At 66.7% G+C, this 21407-nt stretch carries 15 protein-coding genes; 8 read left to right on the plus strand and 7 right to left on the minus strand.

From position 1 onward, the window contains the following. Window positions 1–276 precede the first annotated feature (276 nt). The 4 genes from WK25_RS25190 (at window position 277) to WK25_RS25205 (ending at window position 4630) form a co-directional block, all read left to right on the plus strand. Entirely contained in the window at window positions 277–1452 is a 1176-nt protein-coding gene (locus tag WK25_RS25190) for an HPP family protein (RefSeq protein ID WP_069243056.1), read from the plus strand. 118 nt (window positions 1453–1570) lie between these two features. After that, window positions 1571–1984 carry a MarR family winged helix-turn-helix transcriptional regulator gene (locus WK25_RS25195; RefSeq protein ID WP_040140017.1) on the plus strand — a complete coding sequence of 138 codons (414 nt, stop codon included), beginning with the start codon at window positions 1571–1573 and terminating at the stop codon, window positions 1982–1984. A gap of 31 nt (window positions 1985–2015) precedes the next feature. Beyond that, a complete protein-coding gene (locus tag WK25_RS25200) occupies window positions 2016–3803 on the plus strand; it encodes a chloride channel protein (RefSeq protein ID WP_069243057.1) in 1788 nt (595 codons plus the stop codon). Window positions 3804–4297: 494 nt separating this feature from the next. Next, the gene (locus tag WK25_RS25205; RefSeq protein ID WP_174554698.1) at window positions 4298–4630 is read left to right on the plus strand and encodes a hypothetical protein; all 333 of its coding nucleotides are present in this window, start codon (window positions 4298–4300) and stop codon (window positions 4628–4630) included. 81 nt (window positions 4631–4711) lie between these two features. On the opposite strand, the gene WK25_RS25210 is transcribed toward WK25_RS25205, so the two are convergent. Both WK25_RS25210 and WK25_RS25215 read right to left on the minus strand, forming a co-directional pair. Beyond that, the gene (locus WK25_RS25210) at window positions 4712–5032 is read right to left on the minus strand and encodes a pyrimidine/purine nucleoside phosphorylase (protein WP_040140021.1); all 321 of its coding nucleotides are present in this window, start codon (window positions 5030–5032) and stop codon (window positions 4712–4714) included. A 198-nt stretch (window positions 5033–5230) separates the two neighbouring features. Further along, window positions 5231–6133: a LysR substrate-binding domain-containing protein gene (locus WK25_RS25215; RefSeq protein WP_040140023.1), complete on the minus strand. Its 903-nt coding sequence runs from the start codon at window positions 6131–6133 to the stop codon at window positions 5231–5233. 191 nt (window positions 6134–6324) lie between these two features. Between WK25_RS25215 and WK25_RS25220 the strand changes: the two genes are divergently transcribed. From WK25_RS25220 to WK25_RS25230, 3 genes are all read left to right on the plus strand, one after another. After that, window positions 6325–7509: a M20 aminoacylase family protein gene (locus WK25_RS25220; RefSeq protein WP_040140025.1), complete on the plus strand. Its 1185-nt coding sequence runs from the start codon at window positions 6325–6327 to the stop codon at window positions 7507–7509. A gap of 43 nt (window positions 7510–7552) precedes the next feature. Then, window positions 7553–8878: an MFS transporter gene (locus WK25_RS25225; protein WP_069243058.1), complete on the plus strand. Its 1326-nt coding sequence runs from the start codon at window positions 7553–7555 to the stop codon at window positions 8876–8878. Between the two features lie 235 nt (window positions 8879–9113). Continuing rightward, window positions 9114–9656: a cysteine hydrolase family protein gene (locus WK25_RS25230; RefSeq protein ID WP_059547162.1), complete on the plus strand. Its 543-nt coding sequence runs from the start codon at window positions 9114–9116 to the stop codon at window positions 9654–9656. Between the two features lie 248 nt (window positions 9657–9904). Here WK25_RS25230 and WK25_RS25235 read toward each other — a convergent pair whose 3' ends face one another. The 5 genes from WK25_RS25235 to WK25_RS25255 form a co-directional block, all read right to left on the minus strand. Next, window positions 9905–11008, minus strand: a complete 1104-nt coding sequence (locus tag WK25_RS25235; RefSeq protein ID WP_069243059.1) for a porin — start codon at window positions 11006–11008, stop codon at window positions 9905–9907. Between the two features lie 63 nt (window positions 11009–11071). Continuing rightward, window positions 11072–11491 (minus strand): DoxX family protein, encoded by a 420-nt coding sequence (locus WK25_RS25240; RefSeq protein ID WP_069243060.1) that lies wholly within the window; start codon window positions 11489–11491, stop codon window positions 11072–11074. Between the two features lie 167 nt (window positions 11492–11658). Then, window positions 11659–12936, minus strand: coding sequence for a cytochrome c (locus WK25_RS25245; protein WP_040140035.1), 1278 nt, complete (start codon window positions 12934–12936; stop codon window positions 11659–11661). A gap of 2 nt (window positions 12937–12938) precedes the next feature. Next, window positions 12939–14558: a GMC family oxidoreductase gene (locus WK25_RS25250; protein WP_069243061.1), complete on the minus strand. Its 1620-nt coding sequence runs from the start codon at window positions 14556–14558 to the stop codon at window positions 12939–12941. Then, window positions 14558–15064 (minus strand): sugar dehydrogenase complex small subunit, encoded by a 507-nt coding sequence (locus WK25_RS25255; RefSeq protein WP_040140039.1) that lies wholly within the window; start codon window positions 15062–15064, stop codon window positions 14558–14560. Before WK25_RS25255 ends, WK25_RS25250 begins: the two co-directional genes overlap by 1 nt. A gap of 304 nt (window positions 15065–15368) precedes the next feature. On the opposite strand from WK25_RS25255, the gene WK25_RS25260 reads away from it, so the two are divergent. Next, window positions 15369–21404 carry an alpha-2-macroglobulin family protein gene (locus tag WK25_RS25260; RefSeq protein WP_069243062.1) on the plus strand — a complete coding sequence of 2012 codons (6036 nt, stop codon included), beginning with the start codon at window positions 15369–15371 and terminating at the stop codon, window positions 21402–21404. Window positions 21405–21407: the final 3 nt, after the last annotated feature.

Here is a 21407-nt window from a genome sequence, read left to right on the forward strand (position 1 = left end):
GGCGATAACCTTGCCGGGGAACAGGCGGGAGAGCGGGCATCGCGTGCGTGGTCGTGGCATGTCGGGGGAATTGGGTGGCCGAATTGTACGCCGCCGCAGACAAATATGCGCGCTGCAGGGCTCCCAGGCTTTCATCCGACGAAAGGTTCTTGCAAGACAAGTGCATCGCGCGCGTGCAACACGTTGATGCAGCGCGACAATTTGTATCACAACACGATATAATTCCGGCTTTCTTGCGCGGCCTCGTCCGCGTTGCCATTTTTTGCGCTTACCTTCATGTCGTCAGGCTCCTCCCCGTCGCGCCGCACCTTCCGGCAATGGCTGCACAGCTTCGTTCCCCATCCGATGACGCTAGGCTGGCGCGAGCGCATGCGCTCGTGCATGGGGGCCCTCGTCGGCATCGCGACGGTCGGCGTGACGATGCGGCTGATGCCCGGCGTACCGGGTCTCGTGCCGCTGCTCGTCGCGCCGATGGGCGCATCGGCCGTGCTGCTGTTCGCGGTGCCGGCGAGTCCGCTCGCGCAGCCGTGGTCGATCATCGGCGGCAACCTGGTGGCGGCGACCGTTGGCGTCGCATGTGCGCAATGGATCGCCGATCCGATCACGGCCGCCGCGGTCGCCGTCGCACTTGCGATCGGCGGCATGTTCGCGCTGCGCTGCGTTCACCCGCCGTCGGGTGCCGTCGCGCTGACGGCGGTGCTCGGCGGGCCGGCGATCCATGCGCTCGGCTTCGGTTTCGTGGTCGAGCCGATTGCGCTGCAATCGGCGATCCTGCTCTCGGTCGCGCTCGCATACCATGCACTGACCGGCCACCGCTATCCGCACGGCGGCGTGCGCCCGGACGCAAAGCCGCAAGGCGGCAGCGCAGCGCCCGCGCGCGGCGGCTTCACGCGCGCCGATCTCGACGCGGTGCTGAAGCGTCGCGGCGAATGGCTCGACGTCGATCCGGATGACCTCGAGATGCTGCTGCGCGAAACCGAAATGCAGGCGTATACGCGCACGTTCGGCCAGCTCACGTGCGCGGACCTGATGACGAAGAATGCGATCGAGGTCGCGCCGTCGACGCCGGTGACGGGCGCATTGACGCTGCTCGACCGCCATCGCGTGAAGGCGCTGCCCGTCGTCGACGGCGACGATCGCCTGATCGGCATCGTCACCCGCGCGGACCTCACGCGCCAGCTGCGCCGGCCGACTCCGCTGTGGCAGCGGCTGTCCGCGCGGCTGCCGCAGTCGCTCGGTGGCCAGCCCGCCAGCGTCGCCACCGTGATGACGCGCGACGTCGCATGCGTGCAGCAAACGATGCCGATCACCGCGCTCGTGCCGCTGTTTACGCATTCGGGCCATCACCACATTCCGGTCGTCGATGCGTCGCACCGTCTGGTCGGCATCATCACGCAGACGGATCTCGTCACGGGCCTGTATCGGCAAACGCAGATGCTCCAGGCCGCATAACGCGGGCGCATGCCGTGTAACGGATAGCGAAATGCAGATTTTTCTCGTAAAATCGCTCTTTTATATCATGTTGCGATATATTTTTTCGCTACCGAAACCGACTATCCGACCGACCGCAATGACCGATACCCGCCGCGCGCTCAACAAAAGCGATTTCCAGCAACTGTCCGAGTTCCGCTACCAGATGCGCCGCTTCGAGCGCTTCTCCGAACGCGCTGCGCAAAGCGAAGGCGTGACGCCGCTGCAATACCTGCTGCTGCTGCACATCAAGGGCTACCCGCACCGCGAGTGGGCCACGATCGGCGAACTGGCGGAACGCCTGCAGGCACAGCACCACGGTGTGGTCGCGCTGGTGACGCGCTGCGAGGCGCTCGGGCTCGTGAAGCGCAAGACGAGCGAAGCGGATCGCCGCCAGGTCGAAGTGCATCTCGAAGAGGCCGGCGAAACGCTGCTCGCGCGCCTTGCGGCCATGCATCGCGCGGAACTGAAATCGTTGAAAGGCACGTTCCAGGTTCCGCAGATCGATTACTGACCCTCGCTTTTTCAACCTTTCCCTCACACCGATGAACGCTCCACATAAACGCGATTTCTCGACCAACGAACGCCTGCCCAGGATCGCGTTGCTGGCTGCCGTCATTGGGCTGCTCGGCACGCTGGCGGCGTTCGTGCTGTTGAGCCTGATTCACCTGTTCACGAACCTGTTCTTCTTCCAGCAGTTCTCGTTCGTCGACCGCTCGCCCGCCGACAACACGCTAGGCGCGTGGGTCATCGTCGTGCCGGTGATCGGTGGCTTGATCGTCGGGCTGATGGCGCGCTTCGGCTCGGAGAAGATCCGCGGCCACGGCATTCCGGAAGCGATCGAGGCGATCCTGTTCGGCAAGAGCCGGATGTCGCCGAAGGTCGCGGTGCTCAAGCCGCTGTCGTCCGGTGTCGTGATCGGCAGCGGCGGCCCGTTCGGCGCCGAAGGCCCGATCATCATGACCGGCGGCGCGCTCGGCTCGCTGATCGCGCAGTGCGTGCACGTGACCGCCGCCGAGCGCAAGACGCTGCTCGTCGCAGGCGCGGCCGCCGGCATGACCGCCGTGTTCGGCACGCCGGTCGCCGCGGTGCTGCTCGCGGTCGAACTGCTGTTGTTCGAATGGCGCCCGCGCAGTTTCCTGCCGGTCGCACTCGCATGCGCGGTGGCCGGGTTCGCGCGTGCGGTGTTCTTCGGCGTCGAGCCGCTGTTCCCGCTCACCACCGCGTCGCCGACACCGGTCGCGCTGCTGTCGTGCATCGTCGCGGGCCTGCTGTCCGGTGGGCTCGCATGCGGCCTGTCGGCAGCGCTGTATCGCATCGAGGACGGCTTCGCGAAGCTGCCGGTGCACTGGATGTGGTGGCCGGCGCTCGGCGCGATCGTGATCGGCGTCGGCGGCTGGGTCGAACCGCGTGCGCTCGGTGTCGGCTATGACGTGATCGGCGACTTGCTGCATCAGCATATCGCGCTGAAAATCGCGCTCGCGCTGCTGATCGTGAAGGCCGTGATGTGGGTGATCGCGCTCGGCTCCGGCACGTCGGGCGGCGTGCTCGCCCCGCTGCTAATGCTCGGCGCGGGCCTCGGCACCGTGCTGTCGCCGGTACTGCCCGGCGGCGACCCGGCACTGTGGCCGCTCGTCTGCATGGCCGCCACGCTCGGCGCGACGCTCGGTGCGCCGCTGACCGCGATCGTGTTCGCGTTCGGCCTCACGCATGACGCGAACGCGCTGCTGCCGCTGCTTGCCGCGACGCTCGTCGCGCACGGGTTCGCGACGATCGCGATGAAGCGCTCGATCATGACCGAAAAGATCGCGCGTCGTGGTTATCACATCTACCGCGAATACGGCGTCGATCCGCTAGAGCGGCATGACGTTGCCGAAGTGATGACGGCGGCCGACGCGCTCGTCGCGATCGACGGCGCCATGACGCTCGATGCGGTCGAGTCGCAATACTTCGGCGCAAAGCAGACGCACCGTGCGTATCCGGTCGTGCACGACGGCCGCCTGCTCGGTCTCGTCGATCGTGCGACGCTCGACGCGCATCGCGCTCAGGCCGGCTCCGGCGCGACGTTCGCGAGCGCATTCGCCGATCGCGCGCCGGCCGTCGCACAGGCTCACGAAACGTGCCGCGTGGTCGCATCGCGGCTCGCGATGCTCGGCCTCGAGCGCCTGCCCGTCGTCGACGATCCGCAATCGCTGCGCCTCATCGGCATCGTGTCGCGCAGCGACCTGATCAAGCCCGCGCTCCAGCACTTCGACGACGAACAGAAGCGCGAGCGCTTCCGCCCGATCGTGCCGGTGAATCTTCGCGCCGCCGCCAACCGCAAGGCCGGCTGACCGTTACCGCGTGCGCGGCGCGCAGCGCACGCACCATCTCGCGTCGCACCCGTCACGTCGCGAAGCGGTGCGCGCGCTGCGCGCCGTTGCGCATTCCGCCGCATCCGGCGTTTAAACTTGGTTGACAGTCGACCGGACGAAAGTTTGTCATCATGGTTCTCATGCGACGGGGCCACCATTCAGCCATTCCAGCGCGACAACCAACAACGAGCGTCGCGGCGCGACATGCAGACACATGCAGTACGCCGCGGCCGGCAATCCACCACACCCACGGACAAGTGCGTCGGCCACTCGGCGAACGACCTCGTGCGGTCGCGCCACTCGATCATGCTGCCATGCAGCAGAACGGCATGCATCCGCATCGGCGTTTGGCAAGCGCGTTAACAACTTGTTTCGGAATTGCCGGAACCGCATTTGGCGGATGCGATCTCACAGACACGCAGCTTTCTGCTGCGCATCCCACTCAATCAATCACGACTCGAGGGAGATAAAACGTGAACGTGAAATACTTACCGCTCATCGCATTGACCGTGGCAATTTCTGCGCATGCTGCCGATCCGGCCGTGCAGAACGTGGGACAAAGCCAGAAATCCGCTCAGGACGTCTCGGCCTGCATCGCGAAGACCTGGGCCGACAAGTCGCAGCAACAGGTGATTTCGCAAAACGTGCTCGCCAACGGCCTCGCGACCGACGTGTACGCACCGGGCCAGCAACCGCCGAATGGCGCGGCCGCGATGGTTCGCCCGTCGTGGAAGCCGGACGCGAAGACGTGGGTCGGCATGCGCGGTGACGCGGCTGCAGCCGGCGACATCAACGCCTGCCTGTAAGCCTGCGCCGGACGGCATTGCGCCGTCCGCATGCGACGAGCCCCGCTTCGGCGGGGCTTTTTACTGGTCGACGCGCCGCGCTTACAGATAGCTGCAGACGTAGTCGAGCGTCTCGATCACTTCGATGTCGAACCGGCTCTTGCCCGGCACCGAGAACGATTCGCCGGCGCCGTAAGTCTGCCATTCGCTGCTGCCGTCGAGCTTCACGCGGCACTTGCCGGCCTGCACTTCCATCAATTCGGGTGCGTCCGTGCCGAAGTTGAGCGCGCACGGCAGGATCACGCCGAGCGTCTTGCGCGTGCCGTCCGGGAAGAGCACGGTATGCGACACGCACTTGCCGTCGAAATAGACGTTCGCGCGCTTGACGACCGATACGTTGTCGAATTGGGTTGCACTGGTCATGTGATACCTCTGATTGCTGGATGCGGGATGCCGGATGGCGTGTTGTCGGCGGCCGGCCAGGGCGGCAGGCCGGCCGTTATGATACCGGCTCGCGGCGAGCGCGCCGCAATTGCTTGCCGCGCGCAATCCCCGCGGAAGGCGCTCGCCAGATAATCAGGATTGCGATTCGATCCACCAGCGGGGCACACCTGCTCCGGCTCATCCCAGCCCCTTGCGGCGCGCGGAATCGCGCAGGCAGTCGAGCAGCATCGCAGCGGCCGGCGTGAGCGGACTGTCGCGGCGCGTAATCACCTGCACCGATACGGCCGGCAGCCGCTCGCGGATCGGCAGCACGGCGAGCTTGTCGCGCGCCCACTCGCCTTGCAGCAGTTGCTCGGGCATCGATGCGATCAGGTCGGCGCCCGTCATCAGACTATGCGCGAGCCCGAAGCTCGGACATTCGACGACCCGTTGCGGCACCGGCAACCCATACGCAACGAACGAATTGAACAGCACCTGCGTCGAGCTTTCCGGCGACGGATTCATCAGCCAGTCGGCTTCGACGAGATCGGCCAGCGACGTGGCCGATGCGAGCGGATGCCCTTTGCGCGCGACGATCAGCGACCGGCTCGCATAGAGTTCTGCATGATCGAACTCGGCCGCGAGCAGCTCGGGCACCACGACGGCCACCGCGAAATCGAGCGAGCCGTCGTGCAGCCGCGGCAGCGCGACGCCGGGGAACCCTTCGATCAGATTGACGCGCGCGACCGGAAAGCGCCGCCGGAACGCGCGGAATGCGTCGGGCAGGATCGTCACCGCAGCGGCCGGCGTGATGGCCGCGGCGACCGAGCCCGTCATCGCGCCCTGCGCCTGTTCGATGTCGTCACGCGCGCGCTGCATTTCCGCGACGATCAACCGCGCCCGCACCTGCAGTTGCTGGCCGAACGCCGTAAGCTGCACGCCGCGCGCGGTGCGCACCACGAGCGACACGCCGAGCGCGATCTCCAGTTCCTTGACGGCTTTCGTCAGCGCCGCCGGCGACACGTTCAGGCGACGCGCGGCCGCGCGGATGCTCCCTTCTTCCGCGACGGTGACAAACGCTTTCAGCTGATGGTATTTCATGACCGCATGCCTGGAATCGTGGAAACGCGACGCCCGGCCAGACGCGGCGGCTCAGGGTATTCCCGAGCGGCAACCGGTGGTGAGCACCAAAGCAATTTAGCAGCTTCTGGTACCCGACAGAAATTTATATGCTTGGCCGTCATATCCGCGTCAAACGTCCATCCAGCCACACCCGCCCCACTGGAGACACCATGCTGCAAGCCGTGAACCCCGTGATCCCCGGCATCGCCGCGATCGCCCCCGACCTGATCGAAGTGCGCCGCCGCATCCACGCGCATCCCGAACTCGCGTTCGAGGAAACGCTGACGAGCAATCTCGTCGCCGAGCTGCTCGCCGGCTGGGGCTACGAAGTGCATCGCGGCATCGGCAAGACCGGCGTCGTCGGCGTGCTGCGCGAAGGCCAGAGCGCACGCACCGTCGGGCTGCGCGCCGACATGGACGCGCTGCCGCTCGCCGAAACCACCGGCCTGCCTTACGCGAGCCGCCACGCGAACAAGATGCACGCGTGCGGCCACGACGGTCACACGGCAATGCTGCTGTGCGCGGCGCGCCATCTCGCGGCGACGCGCCAGTTCTCGGGCACGCTGAACCTGATCTTCCAGCCGGCCGAGGAAAATTTCGGCGGTGCGAAGTCGATGATGGACGACGGCCTGTTCGACCGCTTTCCGTGCGACGCGATTTTCGCGATCCACAACATGCCGGGCCGCGCCGCCGGCGACATGGCGTTCCGCAGCGGCGCCGCAATGGCGTCGGCCGACCGCGTGACGATCACGCTGCGCGGCGTCGGTGGTCACGGCGCGATGCCGCACTTCGCGCGCGATCCGATGTCGGCCGCGGGCAGCATCATGGTCGCACTGCAGACGATCGTCGCGCGCGAGGTCGACGCGCAGCATGCGGCCGTGATTACGGTCGGCAGCGTGCAGGCCGGCGAAACCTTCAACATCATTCCCGAATCCGTCGTGATGAAGCTGTCGGTGCGCGCGCTGAATGCCGACGTGCGCACGCTGCTCGCACGCCGCATCGAAGCGCTTGCGAAAGGCCAGGCGGAGAGCTTCGGCGTCACGGCCGAAGTGGATTACGACTACGGCTACCCGGTCCTCGTGAACCATCCCGAGCCGACCGCGTTCGCCGCCGACATCGCGCGCCAGATGCTCGGCGCCGAGCGCGTCGAGACCGACGCCGCGCCGCTGATGGGCAGCGAGGACTTTGCGTTCATGCTCGAAGCGCGCCCCGGCTGCTATGCGTTCATCGGCAACGGGATCGGCAGCAAGGGCGGCTGCATGGTGCACAACCCTGGCTACGACTTCAACGACGACATTCTCGCGATCGGCGCGAGCTACTGGGTCCGCGTCGCCGAAGCCTGGCTCGCGGCCTGACGGCCCTTCATCACGCAGTTCCGCGCCTCAGCAGGGGAACCTCATGGAAACGTCCGCCCTTCCGTTGTCCGGCTCGCCGGCCGATGCCCGCGCCGCCGCGAAGAAACGCCGCCTGATCGCGGCGGCCGCCGTCGGCAACGCGCTCGAGTTCTACGACTTCACGGTCTACAGCTTCTTCGCGATCCTGATCGGCAAGCTGTTCTTTCCGGTGCATTCGTCGTTCGGTCAGTTGATGCTGGCGGTCGCGAGCTTCGGCGTCGGCTTCGTCACGCGCCCGCTCGGCGGCCTCGTGATCGGCATGTACGCGGATCGTGCGGGCCGCAAGAAAGCGATGATTCTCACGCTGCTGCTGATGGCGCTCGGCACCGCGACGATCGCGGTCGCGCCGACCTTCGCGCAGATCGGCATCGCCGCGCCGCTGCTGCTCGTGCTTGCACGCCTGGTGCAAGGGTTCGCATCGGGCGGCGAAGTGGGCGCGTCGACGACGCTGCTGCTCGAACAGGCGCCGCAGCATCGCCGCGGTTTCTATGCATCGTTCCAGTTCTCGAGCCAGGGGCTCGCGGCGCTCGCGGGGGCGCTTACCGGCGTCGCGCTGACGTCGACGCTCAATGCCGCCCAGCTCGAAAGCTGGGGCTGGCGCGTGCCGTTCGTCATCGGCACGCTGTTCGTGCCGCTCGGTTACTGGCTGCGCCGCACCGTCGAGGAGGTGCCCGCCGCGACACCCGCCGCCGCACACGCATCCGGCGAGAAGGTCGCATCGCTGCCGCTCGCCGACGTGCTGCGCCATCACGGCAAGGCCGTGTTTGCGGGCCACGGCGTGACGATCGGCGGCACGTCGATCCACTACATCATCGTGTTCTACATGGCGATCTACGGCGTGCAGGTGCTGCATCTGCCGACCTGGCTGTCAATGACGGCCGGCTGCGTCGCCGGTGCGATTTTGATGCTCGTGACGCCGATCGGCGGGCATCTGTCCGATGTGTTCGGCCGCAACCGGATCGTATGGTGGACGCGCATCGTGCTGATGGTCGCGATCTATCCGTCGTTCATCGCGCTGAACCGGTGGCCGGGTGCTGCATCGCTGCTCTCGATCATCGCCGCGCTGTCGATCGTGCATGCAATCAACATCGGGGCGACGGGCGCGATGCTCGGAGAGCTGTTTCCGCGTGCTGTGCGGGCGACGGGCGGTGCGCTGGTGTATAGCGTGGGCGTCGCGATCTTCGGCGGCTTCGCGCAGTTCTTCGTCACCTGGCTGATCGCGGCGACAGGCAATCCGAATGCGCCTGCGTGGTATGCGATCGGCTGTGGCGCGCTGACGCTGCTCGCGATTCGGTGCATGGACGAGAAGGCCGGGAAGGCGCTCGATTGACTGGCGCGCGATGCGCTGTGCGGCAGTCGTTGACGCGCCAAACGCGCATCGGGCATGATCGTCCCATGCACAACGCAACGACGCCTCTTCCGACGACCACGCGCACGACCGCCTTCGGCGGGCCGGTGTCGCGATCGCGCGCAAGGTCGTAGCGTCCCGATTCCCACAGGCCCCGCCGGTTCCGGACGGGGTCTCGTCGTTTCTCCGTCCGTGCCAGTCCTTCAGGAGAAACGCAATGTCCGAAGCCCCTTCCCCGAAACGTGCGCTGCTCGTCATCGACATGCAGGTCGGTCTGTTCGACGGCCCCGATCGTCCACATGACGGCGAACGCGTGCTGGCCAGGATCAACCGGCTGATTCGCCGCGCGCATGACGCCGGTGCTCCGGTGTTTGCCGTGCGTCACACCGGCCCGGACGGCTCACCGAGCGCGCCCGATGCGCCGCTGGCCGCGTTGCTGCCGGACCTCGCGATCGATACGGCACGCGATATCGTGTTCAACAAGACTCGGCCGAGCTGCTTCGCCGGCACGCGGCTTGCGGAATGGCTGCACGCGGCCGGGATCGGCGAAATCGCGATTACGGGAATGAAGACGCAGTACTGCATCGACACGACCTGCCGTGCGGCCGCCGATCTCGGCTTTCGCGCGGTGCTCGTCGCCGATGCGCACACCTGCATGGATACGCCCGACCTTCCGGCCGGGCGGATCATCGCGCATCACAATGCGACGCTTGGCGGACCCTTTGCGACGTTGACGACGACCGACGCGTGCGGGTTCTGATGCACGACGCTGGCCGGACCACGATACATGAGGGCGCACGTTGCGATCGCTTCGTCAGCAAAGATCGGCCGCGTGCATTGCTTCGATGCTTGACGATGCGCCGCGGACTGAAACGATCGTCATCGAAGGCATTGTGTCTGCTGACAGGGATTCGCCGAGCCGCGTCGATACCGCGACGATCCGCAAACCCCGCAAGCGGGAAAGGCACGGGCCGCCCTCACCGTGCGTTGCCTGCACCAAGCCCGCGCTCAGAACGTATGCATCATCCCGACATACGCACCCGTCTGCGACTCGCCCGTCATCGGGCTCGTGCCCGACGTCGCATCCCGCGGCGACGCGAGCAGCGAGAAGTTCGAATTCCCGCCGTTGCGCACGTACGCGACGGTCCCATACAGGAACGTGCGCTTCGACAGGTTGTACGTCGTCCCGAGCACGTACATGATCGCGTGCCCCGACGGATCGTGCGACGCATCGCCGCCGCCGTCGCCGACCTTCACGTAATACCCGCCGCCCGTCACGGCCCACTGCGGCGTAGCCGTATAAGTCGCACCGAGCCAGTAATGATCCGCGCGATCGGCCACGCCGGCAGGACTGTCCGGCGTCTGGTAGTGCGTATACGCGCCCTGGATCTTGAACTTCGACACCTTCACGTTCGCGCCGACGAAATACTCTCGCGAAGCCGTGAAAATGTTGCTGAACTTGCCGTTGTTGTCGCGCAGCTCGTCGTAGATGCCGCGCACGTCGAGCACCGGCGAATGGTACGAGATCATGATCCCGTCCGAGCGGCCGAAGTCGTCGGCCGCGCCGTAGTTGAAACCGCGCGACTGATTGCCGAACGCATATTGCGCCTGCACGTCGAAGCCGCCGATCACCGGGCTGTGATATTCGATGTTGTTGCTGCTCTGCTGCCAGTTACGGCCGCGCACGAGCGACGCGGACGAAAACGCCTGTTGCACGAACGGGTCGAATTCCCACACGCCGTCACTATCGATGAACAGATTGCGGCCGGCCTGCAGCTGCCCCCACGTATCGCTCTTCAACCCGACATACGCGCGGCGCGACCACATGCGTCCGCCGCCCGTCGTGCCGTTCATCACCTGGAACGCGGTTTCCAGGTTGAAGACCGTCGACATCCCGCCGCCGAGATCCTCGAAACCCTTCAGCCCGAACATGCTCGTGCCCCAGTCGCCGCCTTCCGCGCTCCAGCGCGTCGAACTGCCGTTCGGGGTCGCGATGTGGTTCAGGTATTCGATGCCGCCGTCGATCCGGCCGTACAGTGTGACGCTCGTTTGTGCAAACGCAGCCGCCGGCGTGGCGGCCGCAATCAGCCATGCGAAGTATTTGAGTCGCAAAATGATGCCCCCTCGGAGTCTCGACCGTCCGACCCGCGCGCTGTGCACGGGCCGGCAGTCCGTTCACCCGCGATCGACCGAAAAACGTCCGGGGCCCGCCGCGCACAGCGCGAGCAAGCCGCCCGAGATCGCGATGTTCTTGTAGAAATGAATCATGTTGTTGATCTGCTCGCCGCCGGCCATCGTCCAGTAGTGGTGGCCGATGACCGCGGTGCCGATCGTGTACAGCGCAAGCAGCAGCGCGAGCGGCCGCGTCTGAAAGCCGACGAGCAGCGCGATGCCGACGAACAACTCCATCACGACGGAGATCGCCGCCGAAACGATCGGCGCCGGCGCACCCTCGCTTCCCATGAACGCGATCGTACCGGAGAAGTCGACGATCTTCTTCCAGCCGAACATCACGAACAGGATCACGAGCAGGATTCGGGACAACAGCAGCAGCACATCGCGCTGGGACGCGAGAAACGGTTGATTCGGTGTCATGGTGTGATCAACGAAAGCGATGCGCGCAAGCAACCGCACGCACCGGATTGCCAATGAACCAGGACGGGCGGCCGTCTGGGCCGCCCGCCGCGCTCTGCAACAACCGGCATCGGGGCCAACCGATGTGCTGTGCTCCTCCTGTCAGTGCTGCGGCGACTGCGCACGCGTCAACGCGCCTTCGCGACGTCCTGCTCGGTCACCTTCGCGGCCGGATTGCCGAACTGCCCCGTCACGTAGTTCGCCAGCGCGGCGATCTGCGCATCCGTCAGCTCGTTGCGGAACGCGGGCATCCCGACGTCTTCGCTGCCGGCTTTACGCTCGACCCCGTTCAGGATCACCTGCACGAGGTTCGTCGGATTCGGCGCACCGACCGTCGAATTGTGGAATAGCGACGGATAGTAGCCGTCCGGCGTGCCCTTGCCTTGCATCTGGTGGCACGTCGCGCAGTTGCCGAGGTACAGCCGGGCCGGGTCGATGCCCGACGACGCGAGCGGCACGCCGCGCAGCTTCAGCCCGTCTTCCGCGGGCTTGCCCCAAGACGAACGCGACTGCTTTGCATCGCCGTTGGCGACGGCTGGCACCGTCCGGATGTACGTCGCGATCGCGCCGATATCGGCGTCGGTCATCTTCGAGAAGCTGTGCTCGACCGCTTCGGCCATCGGGCCGGCCGCCTGCGCGACGCCCGGCACGCTGCCGGTACGCAGGTACTGGACGAGCTGCTGCTGCGTCCAGCCGCCGATCCCCGCGTTCGGGTCCGACGTGATGTTGTAGCCGTCCCAGCCCGCCAGCACCGAGCCGGACAGGAAGCTGCCGCCCGTCTCGTCGAGCGACTTCTCCTGCATCGCGATACCGCGCGGCGTGTGGCACGTGCTGCAGTGCGCGAGGCCCTGCACCAGGTACGCGCCACGATTCCACTCGGCGCTCTGCGACGGTTTCGGCTGGTACGCGCCGTCTTTCAGGAACAGCCAGTTCCAGATCTTCAGCGGCCAGCGCATGCTCAGCAGCGCCGGAATCTCGTTCTTCGGCGGCGCCTGCTTCACCGGCTCGACGCCATGCATGAAGTACGCGTACAACGCCTGCACGTCGTCGTCGTTGATCTTCGCGTACGACACGTACGGCATCGCCGGATACAGGTTGTCGCCGTTCTTCGACACCCCGTGACGCACGGCGCGTTCGAAGTCCTCGAACGTCCACTTGCCGATACCGGTATCCGGATCCGGCGTGATGTTGCTCGTATAGATCTTGCCGAGTTTCGGCACCGGCATCGCGAGACCGCCCGCGAACGGTTTGCCGCCCTTCGCGGTGTGGCAAGCCATGCAGTCGCCGGCGACCGCGAGATATTCGCCGCGCTTGATCTGCGCGGGATCCGCGGAATCGGCCGCGCGCACGAGGCCCGGCAGCGCGACACAGCCCGCGAGGAGGAAGGTGAGAGTAGATTTCCGCACGGTCAGACTTCCTTCTTCAGCGTGTCTGACATCCGCAGCGCGAGCGCCGCGATCGTCAGCGTCACGTTTACCGTACCGACGGTCGGCATCGTCGAGCTGCTCGAGATGAACAGGTTTGGATGGTCGAACGTGCGGCAGTCCTTGTCGACGACGGAGTCGCGCGCATCCGCGCCCATGATCGTCGAGCCCGTGATGTGGTTGTTCGGCGCGAACTCGTCGTTGAACACCACGTCAGTGCCGCCCAGCACCTTCGCGGCGGTCGCGTAGACCTCGCGCGTATGCACCGCGCCGCGTTTGACGTAGTCGTCGATCGCATACGTGATTTCCGGGCGCGGAATGCCGATCGCGTCGGTGGCCGTCTTGCTCGGCACGATGCGGTTTTCGGGTTGCGGCAGGATCTCGTGGAAGCAGTCGAACTGCACGTAGCGCGCGGAGCGGTCGCGGATCTGTGCGTCGAGCTCCTCCGGCTTCATCAGCTTGCCGGCCTTGAAGATCTTCTGCGTCTCCTGGTTGATGCGCGACATGTTCGACAGGTGGATTTTCTTCGCCGCTTCGGTCGCGCGGAACGGCCCGTCGCGAAAGCCGATCAGCGACGTCATTTCCTGCGGGCCGCGGCCCGGCCACAGCTTCTCGCTCGCGTAGAACGACACGCCCGTGCCCGGGTGATCCATCAGGTTGCGCCCGACCATGTCGGAGCTGTTCGCGACGCCGTTCGGGAAATCGCGATTCGCGGACATCAGCAGGATCTTCGGCGTCTCGATGCCGTTCGCCGCCACCACGAAATACTTGCCTTCGACCCGGTGGTCTGCGCCCGTCTTGTCCTTGTAGATCGCGGCGACGATCCGCTTGTCCGGCCCTGTCTCGAGCTTGTAGACGACCGCGCTGTCGATCAGTTTCGCGCCCGCCTGCTCGGCCTTCTGCACGTGCACGATGCCGTTGTACATCGCGCCGATCGGGCAGATCGGCATGCAATTGTTGTTCCCGCAACAGGTCGGCCGCCCGTCATACGGACGGCTGTTGCGCGCGACCGGTTCGGTCACCACGTGGAACTTCGGGTCATAGCCGTTGAGCGCGCTCTTGATCGTCTGCTCGTTGAACGACAGCGGCAGCGGCGGCATCGGGTAAGGCTGCTTGCGCGGCGAGTACAGATCCTCTTCGGGACCCGGCCCCCACACGCCGAGCTCTTCCTCGGCGCGCTGGTAGTAATGCTCGAGGTCGTCGTACTGGATCGGCCAGTCGCGGCCGACGCCGTACACGGTCTTCATCTTGAAGTCGTTCGGGATGAAGCGCCACGCAGACGCGGCCCAGTGCCACGTCGTGCCGCCCACCGCGCGGATGTACTGCGAGTTGAACTTGTGCTCGCCCTTCAGGATCAGGTAGTCGTTCGGCGGGCCGTATTCCGGATGCGGCGCCCACGGGCTCGACGGGTACGGCGCCATGAAGTCCGTCTTGTCGGGCTGATTGCGAAAGCGCTCGACAATTTCGCCGCGCCGCATGCGCGGGCCGGCCTCCAGCAGGATCACCGACTTGCCGGCCATCGCCAGCTGGTGCGCAACGATCGCGCCTGCGACACCGGACCCGACGACCACGACGTCGGCTTTTTGCGTATCGGTATCGGCCATCAGGCTTGCCTCTCGATCGGTTTTTCGGCCCAGAAGCCGGGTTTGTTCGGGCAATACGACGGAATCACGAGCGTATCGGACACGACGCTGAACATTAATGCTTCTTCGTAGGCAATCACGACGTTGTCGACGATGCCGAGATACCACGCGCCGAGTGTCGACAGCGCGGCGGCTTCCTGATCGGGCGTCAACGAGCCGGACGCAAGCGCGCCCGCAAGTTGCGACAGCGCGTCGGCGGTTTTGAACGAGCCCTTCTGCAACGCTTGCAGGTAGCGTTCGCCGAGCACGCGGCTCAGCCCTTTCTTGCCTGTCAGTGCTTCGGAGAGCGTCATGAACGCGTCGATCGGCGCGGTGCCGGGGCTGTCGGCCAGGGCCCGCAACGCCAGCGAGCCGGTGAGACTCGCCGCCGTCAGCGCCAGTGCGCCCTGCAGCCATTGACGCCGCGTGATGCCTGTTGCGGCTGCGTCGCTATCGCGACGCGAGTGGGGGGTGTTGTCGTTGTGCATGTTTCCTTCTCTCGAACACCGGATTCGGGAAAACCACGCTTGATATTTCTCAAACTATCGCGCGGCCCTGCAATGTACGCGCACAAACCGGATCGGACAATGCTTTTATAGTCCATTAAATGTTCCGCAATCCGAGACAATCGACATTTCGCTTCATCTTTGTGTCGTCGACGCGACAATTCTGCAACGGGATGCCGGTGTGTCGCAACCCGACGACACGCAACCTTCGGCCATTCGCTCGCATGCGCGTCGGTTAGAATCGCGTGCAATCAAACAGAAAGCTTCCCTCCGAGGGCATCGAGCGATGAAGCAGCACGACAAACACAACAACACGCGTTCAATCCACCACACCACACGGCTGCTCTTGCGCATCGGCGCGGTGGCCGCGCTCGGGGCCGCCACCGCGCTGTCGCTGCACGCGGGCGCGGCGCGCACCGTGAGCGTGTCGCCGCAAGGCACCGTCACCGAAGTCCGGCAGAGCGTCGTCAAATTCGACGAGGCAATGGTCGCATTCGGGTCGGCATCCGCGCCGAACCCGGCGCGTCTGACCTGCAACGATTCCGCTGCCGCACGCGGCCAGGGGCGCTGGCTCGACGACAAGACGTGGGTGTACGACTTCGAGAACGACCTGCCGCCGGGCGTGCGTTGCTCGGTCGCGCTCAACGACACGCTGCGCTCGGTCGCCGGCAATGCGGTCAGCGGCCCGCGCCGCTTCACGTTTCAGACTGGCGGCCCGTTCCCGGTCACGGTGCGTCCCGGCTCGCGCGAGATCGAGGAACGCCAGGTTTTCGTGCTGAAGCTGAACGGCCCGGCCGAGCCGCGTTCGGCGCTCGCGAACATCTGGTGCGAGGCGGCCGGGATTGGCAACCGCATCCCGGTCACCGCCGCCGACGACGCGACGCGCAACGCGCTGCTCGATCACTTCGGGCTGAAGAAGGACTCCGCGCGCGTGCTGACGCTGTCGTGCGCGCAGGCTCTTCCTGCAAGCGCGAAGATGCAGCTCGTGTACGGCAAGGGCGTCGCGAGCCCGAGCGGCATCGCGAACGACACCGAGCGCCGCTTCGACTTCACCGTGCGCGCGCCGTTCGCCGCGAGTTTCTCGTGCGAGCGCGAGAACGCGAAGGCGCCGTGCACGCCGCTGCGCCCGCTGACGCTGTCGTTCAATGCGCCGATCTCGCGCAAGAACGCCGAAGCGATCAAGCTGCGCGGCCCCGACGGTTCGCTTTCGCCGGCATTCGCGGCCGACGACCACAGCGACGAAGTGACGACCGTCAAGTTCGATGCGCCGCTGCCCGCACAGGCGAATCTGACGATCGAGCTGCCGTCGGGCCTGCGCGACGTGACCGACCGCTCGCTGTCGAACGCCGACCTGTTCCCGCTCGCGACGCGCACCGCGCCGATGCCGCCGCTTGCAAAGTTCTCGTCCGGCACGTTCGGGATCGTCGAGCGCTTCGCCGAACCCGATACACCGGCGCTCGTGCCGGTCACGTTGCGCAACGTCGAAGCCGATCTGCACATTGCAGGCCTGAACGCGGGCGGCGCGCAATTTTCGAACCTGAAGGTCGAGAACGACACTGCGATCCGTCAATGGATGCGAACCGTCGAGCGTTTCGACAACTGGTCGATGACGGCCGGCACGATCGATGAGCGCATTCCGGGCCTGCTGCAACGCAAAGGCCAGCATCCGGTCTACGTGCCGCTCGAAGCCGGCGAGAAGATGCCGGCGCCGCAGAACCGCCGCATCGACGTGCGCTCGCTGTCGCTGCTGACCGGCGAACCCGGTGTGCAGGCGCTGACGCTACCGAAAGCCGATCCGAAGGGCCTGCGCCCATTCGAGGTCGTCGGTGTGCCGATCGACAAGCCCGGCTTCTACGTGCTCGAACTCGCGTCGCCCGCGCTCGGCCGCTCGCTGCTCGCGAAACCGTCGAACATGTACGTGCGCACCGCCGTGCTCGTCACGAACCTCGGCGTGCACCTGAAGCAGGGGCGCGAGAACAACCTCGTGTGGGTCACGACGCTCGACAAGGGCAAGCCGGTGCCGAATGCGCAGATCCGCGTGTCCGATTGCAACGGCGATGAAATTGCGTCCGGCAAGACCGACGCGCAGGGGCTGCTCACCATCGACGGGGCCTTCGAGCCGAAGCACGAATGCAGCCAGACGGAGCGCTTCGACGACTATTTCGTGTCGGCGCGCGTGGACGATCCGAAGACGGGCCCGGACATGGCGTTCGTCAGTTCGAACTGGAACCGCGGGATCGAGTCGTGGCGCTTCAACGTGCCGACCGACACCGACAGCGCACCGACCGTGCGGGCACACACCGTATTCGACCGCACGCTGCTGCGCGCCGGCGAAACCGTTTCGATGAAGCACTTCCTGCGCACCGAGACGCTGCAGAGCCTCGCGTTCCCCGCGCAATTTCCGGCGCGCGTGACGATCCGTCATCTCGGCTCCGACCAGACGTACAAGCTGCCGCTTGCGTGGTCCGCCGACCACAGCGCGGATACGCAGTTCACGCTGCCGCCGGCGGCCAGGCTCGGCGAATACAGCGTCACGCTCGAAGGCGGCCCGGACGATGCGCCGACCGCGAGTTACTACAGCGGCAGCTTCCGCGTCGAAGCGTTCCGCCTGCCGGTGCTCAAGGGGACGATCAGCGCGCGCGACGCGCAGAAGAGCCCGCTTGTCGCGGTCAAGGAAGCGCCGCTCGCGGTGCAGATCGACTACGTGTCGGGCGGCGGCGCGTCGAATCTGCCGGTGCAGGTATCGGCGCTGATGAAGTGGGCGTCGCCGCCGTTCGCGGATCGCTTCGAGGACTTCAGCTTCACGCCGTATCGTCCCGAGCGCAGCGACGGAAACGCCGACGACGATGCGCAGGACGGCGACAACGCGTCGGCCGCGAACAACGATCCGGACGCGACGAAGTTGATCGCTGACAAGCTGCCGCTGACGCTCGACCGCAACGGCGCGGGTTCGGTCACGCTCAAGGGCCTGCCCGACGTCGACGCGCCGAAACGCATCGCGCTCGAGGCGACGTTCGCCGACCCGAACGGCGAAGTACAGACGATTCGCGGCGACACGATCCTGTGGCCGGCCGCGGTGGTCGCGGGCATCAAGGCAGGCCGCTGGGTCTCGGTCGGCCAGCGCGTGCCGGTGCAGGCGCTCGCGCTCGACCTGCAGGGCAAGCCGCGCGCATCGGTCGCGATCGAGATCAAGGGCGTCGCGCACATCACGACGTCGTCGCGCAAGCGGATGGTCGGCGGCTTCTACGCGTACGACAACAAGAGCGACACGCGCGACCTCGGCGTGCTGTGCTCGGGCAAGACCGACGACAAGGGCCGCATGGCGTGCGACGCGACGCTCGAACAGGCCGGCAACGTACAGCTGATCGCGGTCGCGAAGGACGGCGACGGCCGCACGTCGAACGCGTCGACGTCGGTATGGGTCACGCGCGAGGACGAACTCTGGTTCGGCGGCGACAACACCGACCGGATCGACGTGATTCCGGAGAAGACGTCCTACGAACCGGGCGAGACGGCCCGCTTCCAGGTGCGCATGCCGTTCCGCTACGCGACCGCGCTCGTCGCGGTCGAGCGCGGCGGCGTGATGGAAACGCACGTGGTGCAACTGAACGGCAAGAACCCGACCGTCGACCTGAAAGTCGGCGAATCGTGGGGGCCGAACGTATACGTGTCGGTGCTCGCGCTGCGCGGCCGTATTCGCGAAGTGCCGTGGTATTCGTTCTTCACGTGGGGATGGAAGGCGCCGGTCGAATGGGCGCGCGCGTTCTGGCGCGAAGGCCGCCACTACGAAGCGCCGACCGCGTTCGTCGACCTGTCCAAGCCCGCGTTCCGCTACGGACTGGGCGAGATCAAGGTCGGCACCGGCGTGCACCGTCTCGGCGTGACCGTAACGACCGACGCGACGCGCTACACGGTGCGCAGCAAGGCGCAGGCGCACGTCAAGGTCACGCTGCCGAACGGGCAGCCCGCCCCCGCTGGCACGCAGATCGCGGTCGCGGCCGTCGACGAGGCGCTGCTCGAACTCATGCCGAACAACAGCTGGGACCTGCTCGACGCCATGCTGCAGCGGCGCGCGTACGGCGTCGAGACGGCCACCGCGCAGATGGAAATCGTGGGCCGCCGTCACTTCGGCCGCAAGGCCGTGCCGGCGGGCGGCGGCGGCGGCAGCGCGCCGACGCGCGAGCTGTTTGACACGCTGCTGCTGTGGAACCCGCGCGTGACGCTCGACGCGAACGGCAGTGCGACCGTCGAGGTGCCGCTGAACGACGCGCTCACGCGCTTCCGGATTGTCGCGATCGCGGCGGTGGGCGCCGACCGCTTCGGCACGGGCAGCACGTCGATCCGCAGCACGCAGGATCTGCAGCTGATCTCCGGCTTGCCGCCGCTCGTGCGCGAAGGCGACGCGTTCCGCGCGCAGGTCACCCTGCGCAACACGACCGAGCGTGCGATGCAGGTCGTCGTGACGCCACACGTAACGGGCGTCGACGTCGCGCCGCAATCCGTGTCGCTCGCAGCCAATGCGGCGGCCGAGGTCGCATGGACGATCACCGTGCCCGAGCAGGCGCTCGACGCCGGCGGCGCGCTGAACTGGCGCATCGACGCGGCGGAGCAAGGCGGCAAGCGCGCGTCCGACGCACTGGCCGTCACGCAAAAGGTCGTGCCCGCGCTGCCGGTGACCGTGCAGCAGGCGACGCTCGCCCAGGTCGACGGCACGCTTACGGTGCCCGTCGCCGCGCCGGCCGGCGCCGTCAACAACGCGCAGGGGATGCCGCGCGGCGGGATTGCCGTGTCGCTGCAGTCGAAGCTCGCGGAGGGGCTGCCCGGCGTGCGGCGCTGGTTCGAGCGCTATCCGTACCGCTGCCTCGAACAGCAGACGTCGCGCGCGATCGGCCTGCACGATGCCGCGCAATGGCAGGCGCTGGTCGCCCGCATGCCCGTGTATCTCGACAGCGACGGCCTCGCGAACTACTTCCCGCCGTCGTCCGATGATGCGCACTACGGCAGCCCGACACTGTCGTCGTATCTGCTCGTCGTATCGGACGAAGCGAGCCGGCTCGACCCGCGTTTCGCGCTGCCGGAAGACGTGCGCACGCGGCTCGAAGCGGGGCTCGCGCGCTTCATCGACGGCCGCATCGAGCGCAACGCATGGGCGCCGCGCCAGGACCGCGATCTGCGCAAGCTCGCCGCGATCGAGGCGCTGTCGCGTTACGGCGCCGCGCAAGGCCGGATGCTCGGCTCGATCGAGATCGCGCCGAACCAGTGGCCGACGTCGGCGGTCATCGACTATCACGCGATTCTCACGCGCGTGAAGGACATCCCGCAGCGCGACGAGAAGCGCGCGCAGGTCGAGCAGATCCTGCGTGCGCGCCTCACATACCAGGGCACGCAACTGGTGTTCTCGACCGCGCGCGACGACGACCTGTGGTGGTTGATGACGAGCAACGAAACCAACGCCGCGCGTCTCGCGCTGGAGTTCGCCGGCGACCCGGCGTGGAAGGACGAGATGCCGCGCGTCGCGACCGGTCTGCTCGCGCTGCAACGCCAGGGCGCATGGCAGACGACGACGTCGAATGCACTCGGCCAGCTCGCGATCGAGCGATTCTCGCGCACTTACGAGAGCACGCCCGTCGCCGGCACGACGAAGGTCGCGCTCGGCAGCAACGAGCGCGCGATCTCGTGGTCGCAAGCCCCTGCTGCGGCCGCCGACACGCCCGCGTCGGCCACCGCCGCGACCCGCACCTCCGCCGCGCGCAGTGTGCTGATGCCGTGGCCGCGCGCTGCGCAAGCGGCGGCGACGCTGTCCGTCACGCAGGACGGCACGGGCCGCCCGTGGGCGACCGTCGAAAGCCTCGCCGCCGTGCCGCTGCGCGCGCCGTTCGCGGCCGGCTACCGGATCGCGAAAACCGTCACGCCCGTGTCGCCTGCGGTCGGCGGTGTGTTGACGCGCGGCGACGTCGTGCGCGTGCGTCTCGACATCGATGCGCAGAGCGACATGACGTGGGTCGTCGTCAACGATCCGATTCCGTCCGGCGCGACGATCCTCGGCTCGGGCCTCGGCCGCGACTCCGAGGCCGCGACGCAGGGCGAGAAATCGCCGGACGGTGCATGGCCGGCGTTCATCGAGCGCGATTTCGACGGCTACCGCGCGTATTACGACTATCTGCCGAAGGGCAAATTCTCGGTCGAGTACACGGTGCGGCTGAACAACGTCGGCACGTTCGGGCTGCCACCGACGCGCGTCGAGGCGTTGTATGCGCCGTCCGTGTACGGGCTTTGGCCGAACCCGCCGATGACCGTGAAACCGGCCGACGCGGGCAAGTAACGG

Origin of the sequence: Burkholderia latens (assembly GCF_001718795.1) — a bacterium.
GTDB lineage: Bacteria > Pseudomonadota > Gammaproteobacteria > Burkholderiales > Burkholderiaceae > Burkholderia > Burkholderia latens_A.

Excerpts from the sequence above, each read along its gene's own strand:
- WK25_RS25190 (WP_069243056.1), top strand. The coding sequence starts at position 277 with ATGTCGTCAGGCTCCTCCCCGTCGCGCCGCACCTTCCGGCAATGGCTG.
- WK25_RS25195 (WP_040140017.1), top strand. The coding sequence starts at position 1,571 with ATGACCGATACCCGCCGCGCGCTCAACAAAAGCGATTTCCAGCAACTG.
- WK25_RS25200 (WP_069243057.1), top strand. The coding sequence starts at position 2,016 with ATGAACGCTCCACATAAACGCGATTTCTCGACCAACGAACGCCTGCCC.
- WK25_RS25210 (WP_040140021.1), bottom strand. The coding sequence starts at position 5,032 with ATGACCAGTGCAACCCAATTCGACAACGTATCGGTCGTCAAGCGCGCG.
- WK25_RS25215 (WP_040140023.1), bottom strand. The coding sequence starts at position 6,133 with ATGAAATACCATCAGCTGAAAGCGTTTGTCACCGTCGCGGAAGAAGGG.
- WK25_RS25220 (WP_040140025.1), top strand. The coding sequence starts at position 6,325 with ATGCTGCAAGCCGTGAACCCCGTGATCCCCGGCATCGCCGCGATCGCC.
- WK25_RS25225 (WP_069243058.1), top strand. The coding sequence starts at position 7,553 with ATGGAAACGTCCGCCCTTCCGTTGTCCGGCTCGCCGGCCGATGCCCGC.
- WK25_RS25230 (WP_059547162.1), top strand. The coding sequence starts at position 9,114 with ATGTCCGAAGCCCCTTCCCCGAAACGTGCGCTGCTCGTCATCGACATG.
- WK25_RS25240 (WP_069243060.1), bottom strand. The coding sequence starts at position 11,491 with ATGACACCGAATCAACCGTTTCTCGCGTCCCAGCGCGATGTGCTGCTG.
- WK25_RS25250 (WP_069243061.1), bottom strand. The coding sequence starts at position 14,558 with ATGGCCGATACCGATACGCAAAAAGCCGACGTCGTGGTCGTCGGGTCC.
- WK25_RS25255 (WP_040140039.1), bottom strand. The coding sequence starts at position 15,064 with ATGCACAACGACAACACCCCCCACTCGCGTCGCGATAGCGACGCAGCC.
- WK25_RS25260 (WP_069243062.1), top strand. The coding sequence starts at position 15,369 with ATGAAGCAGCACGACAAACACAACAACACGCGTTCAATCCACCACACC.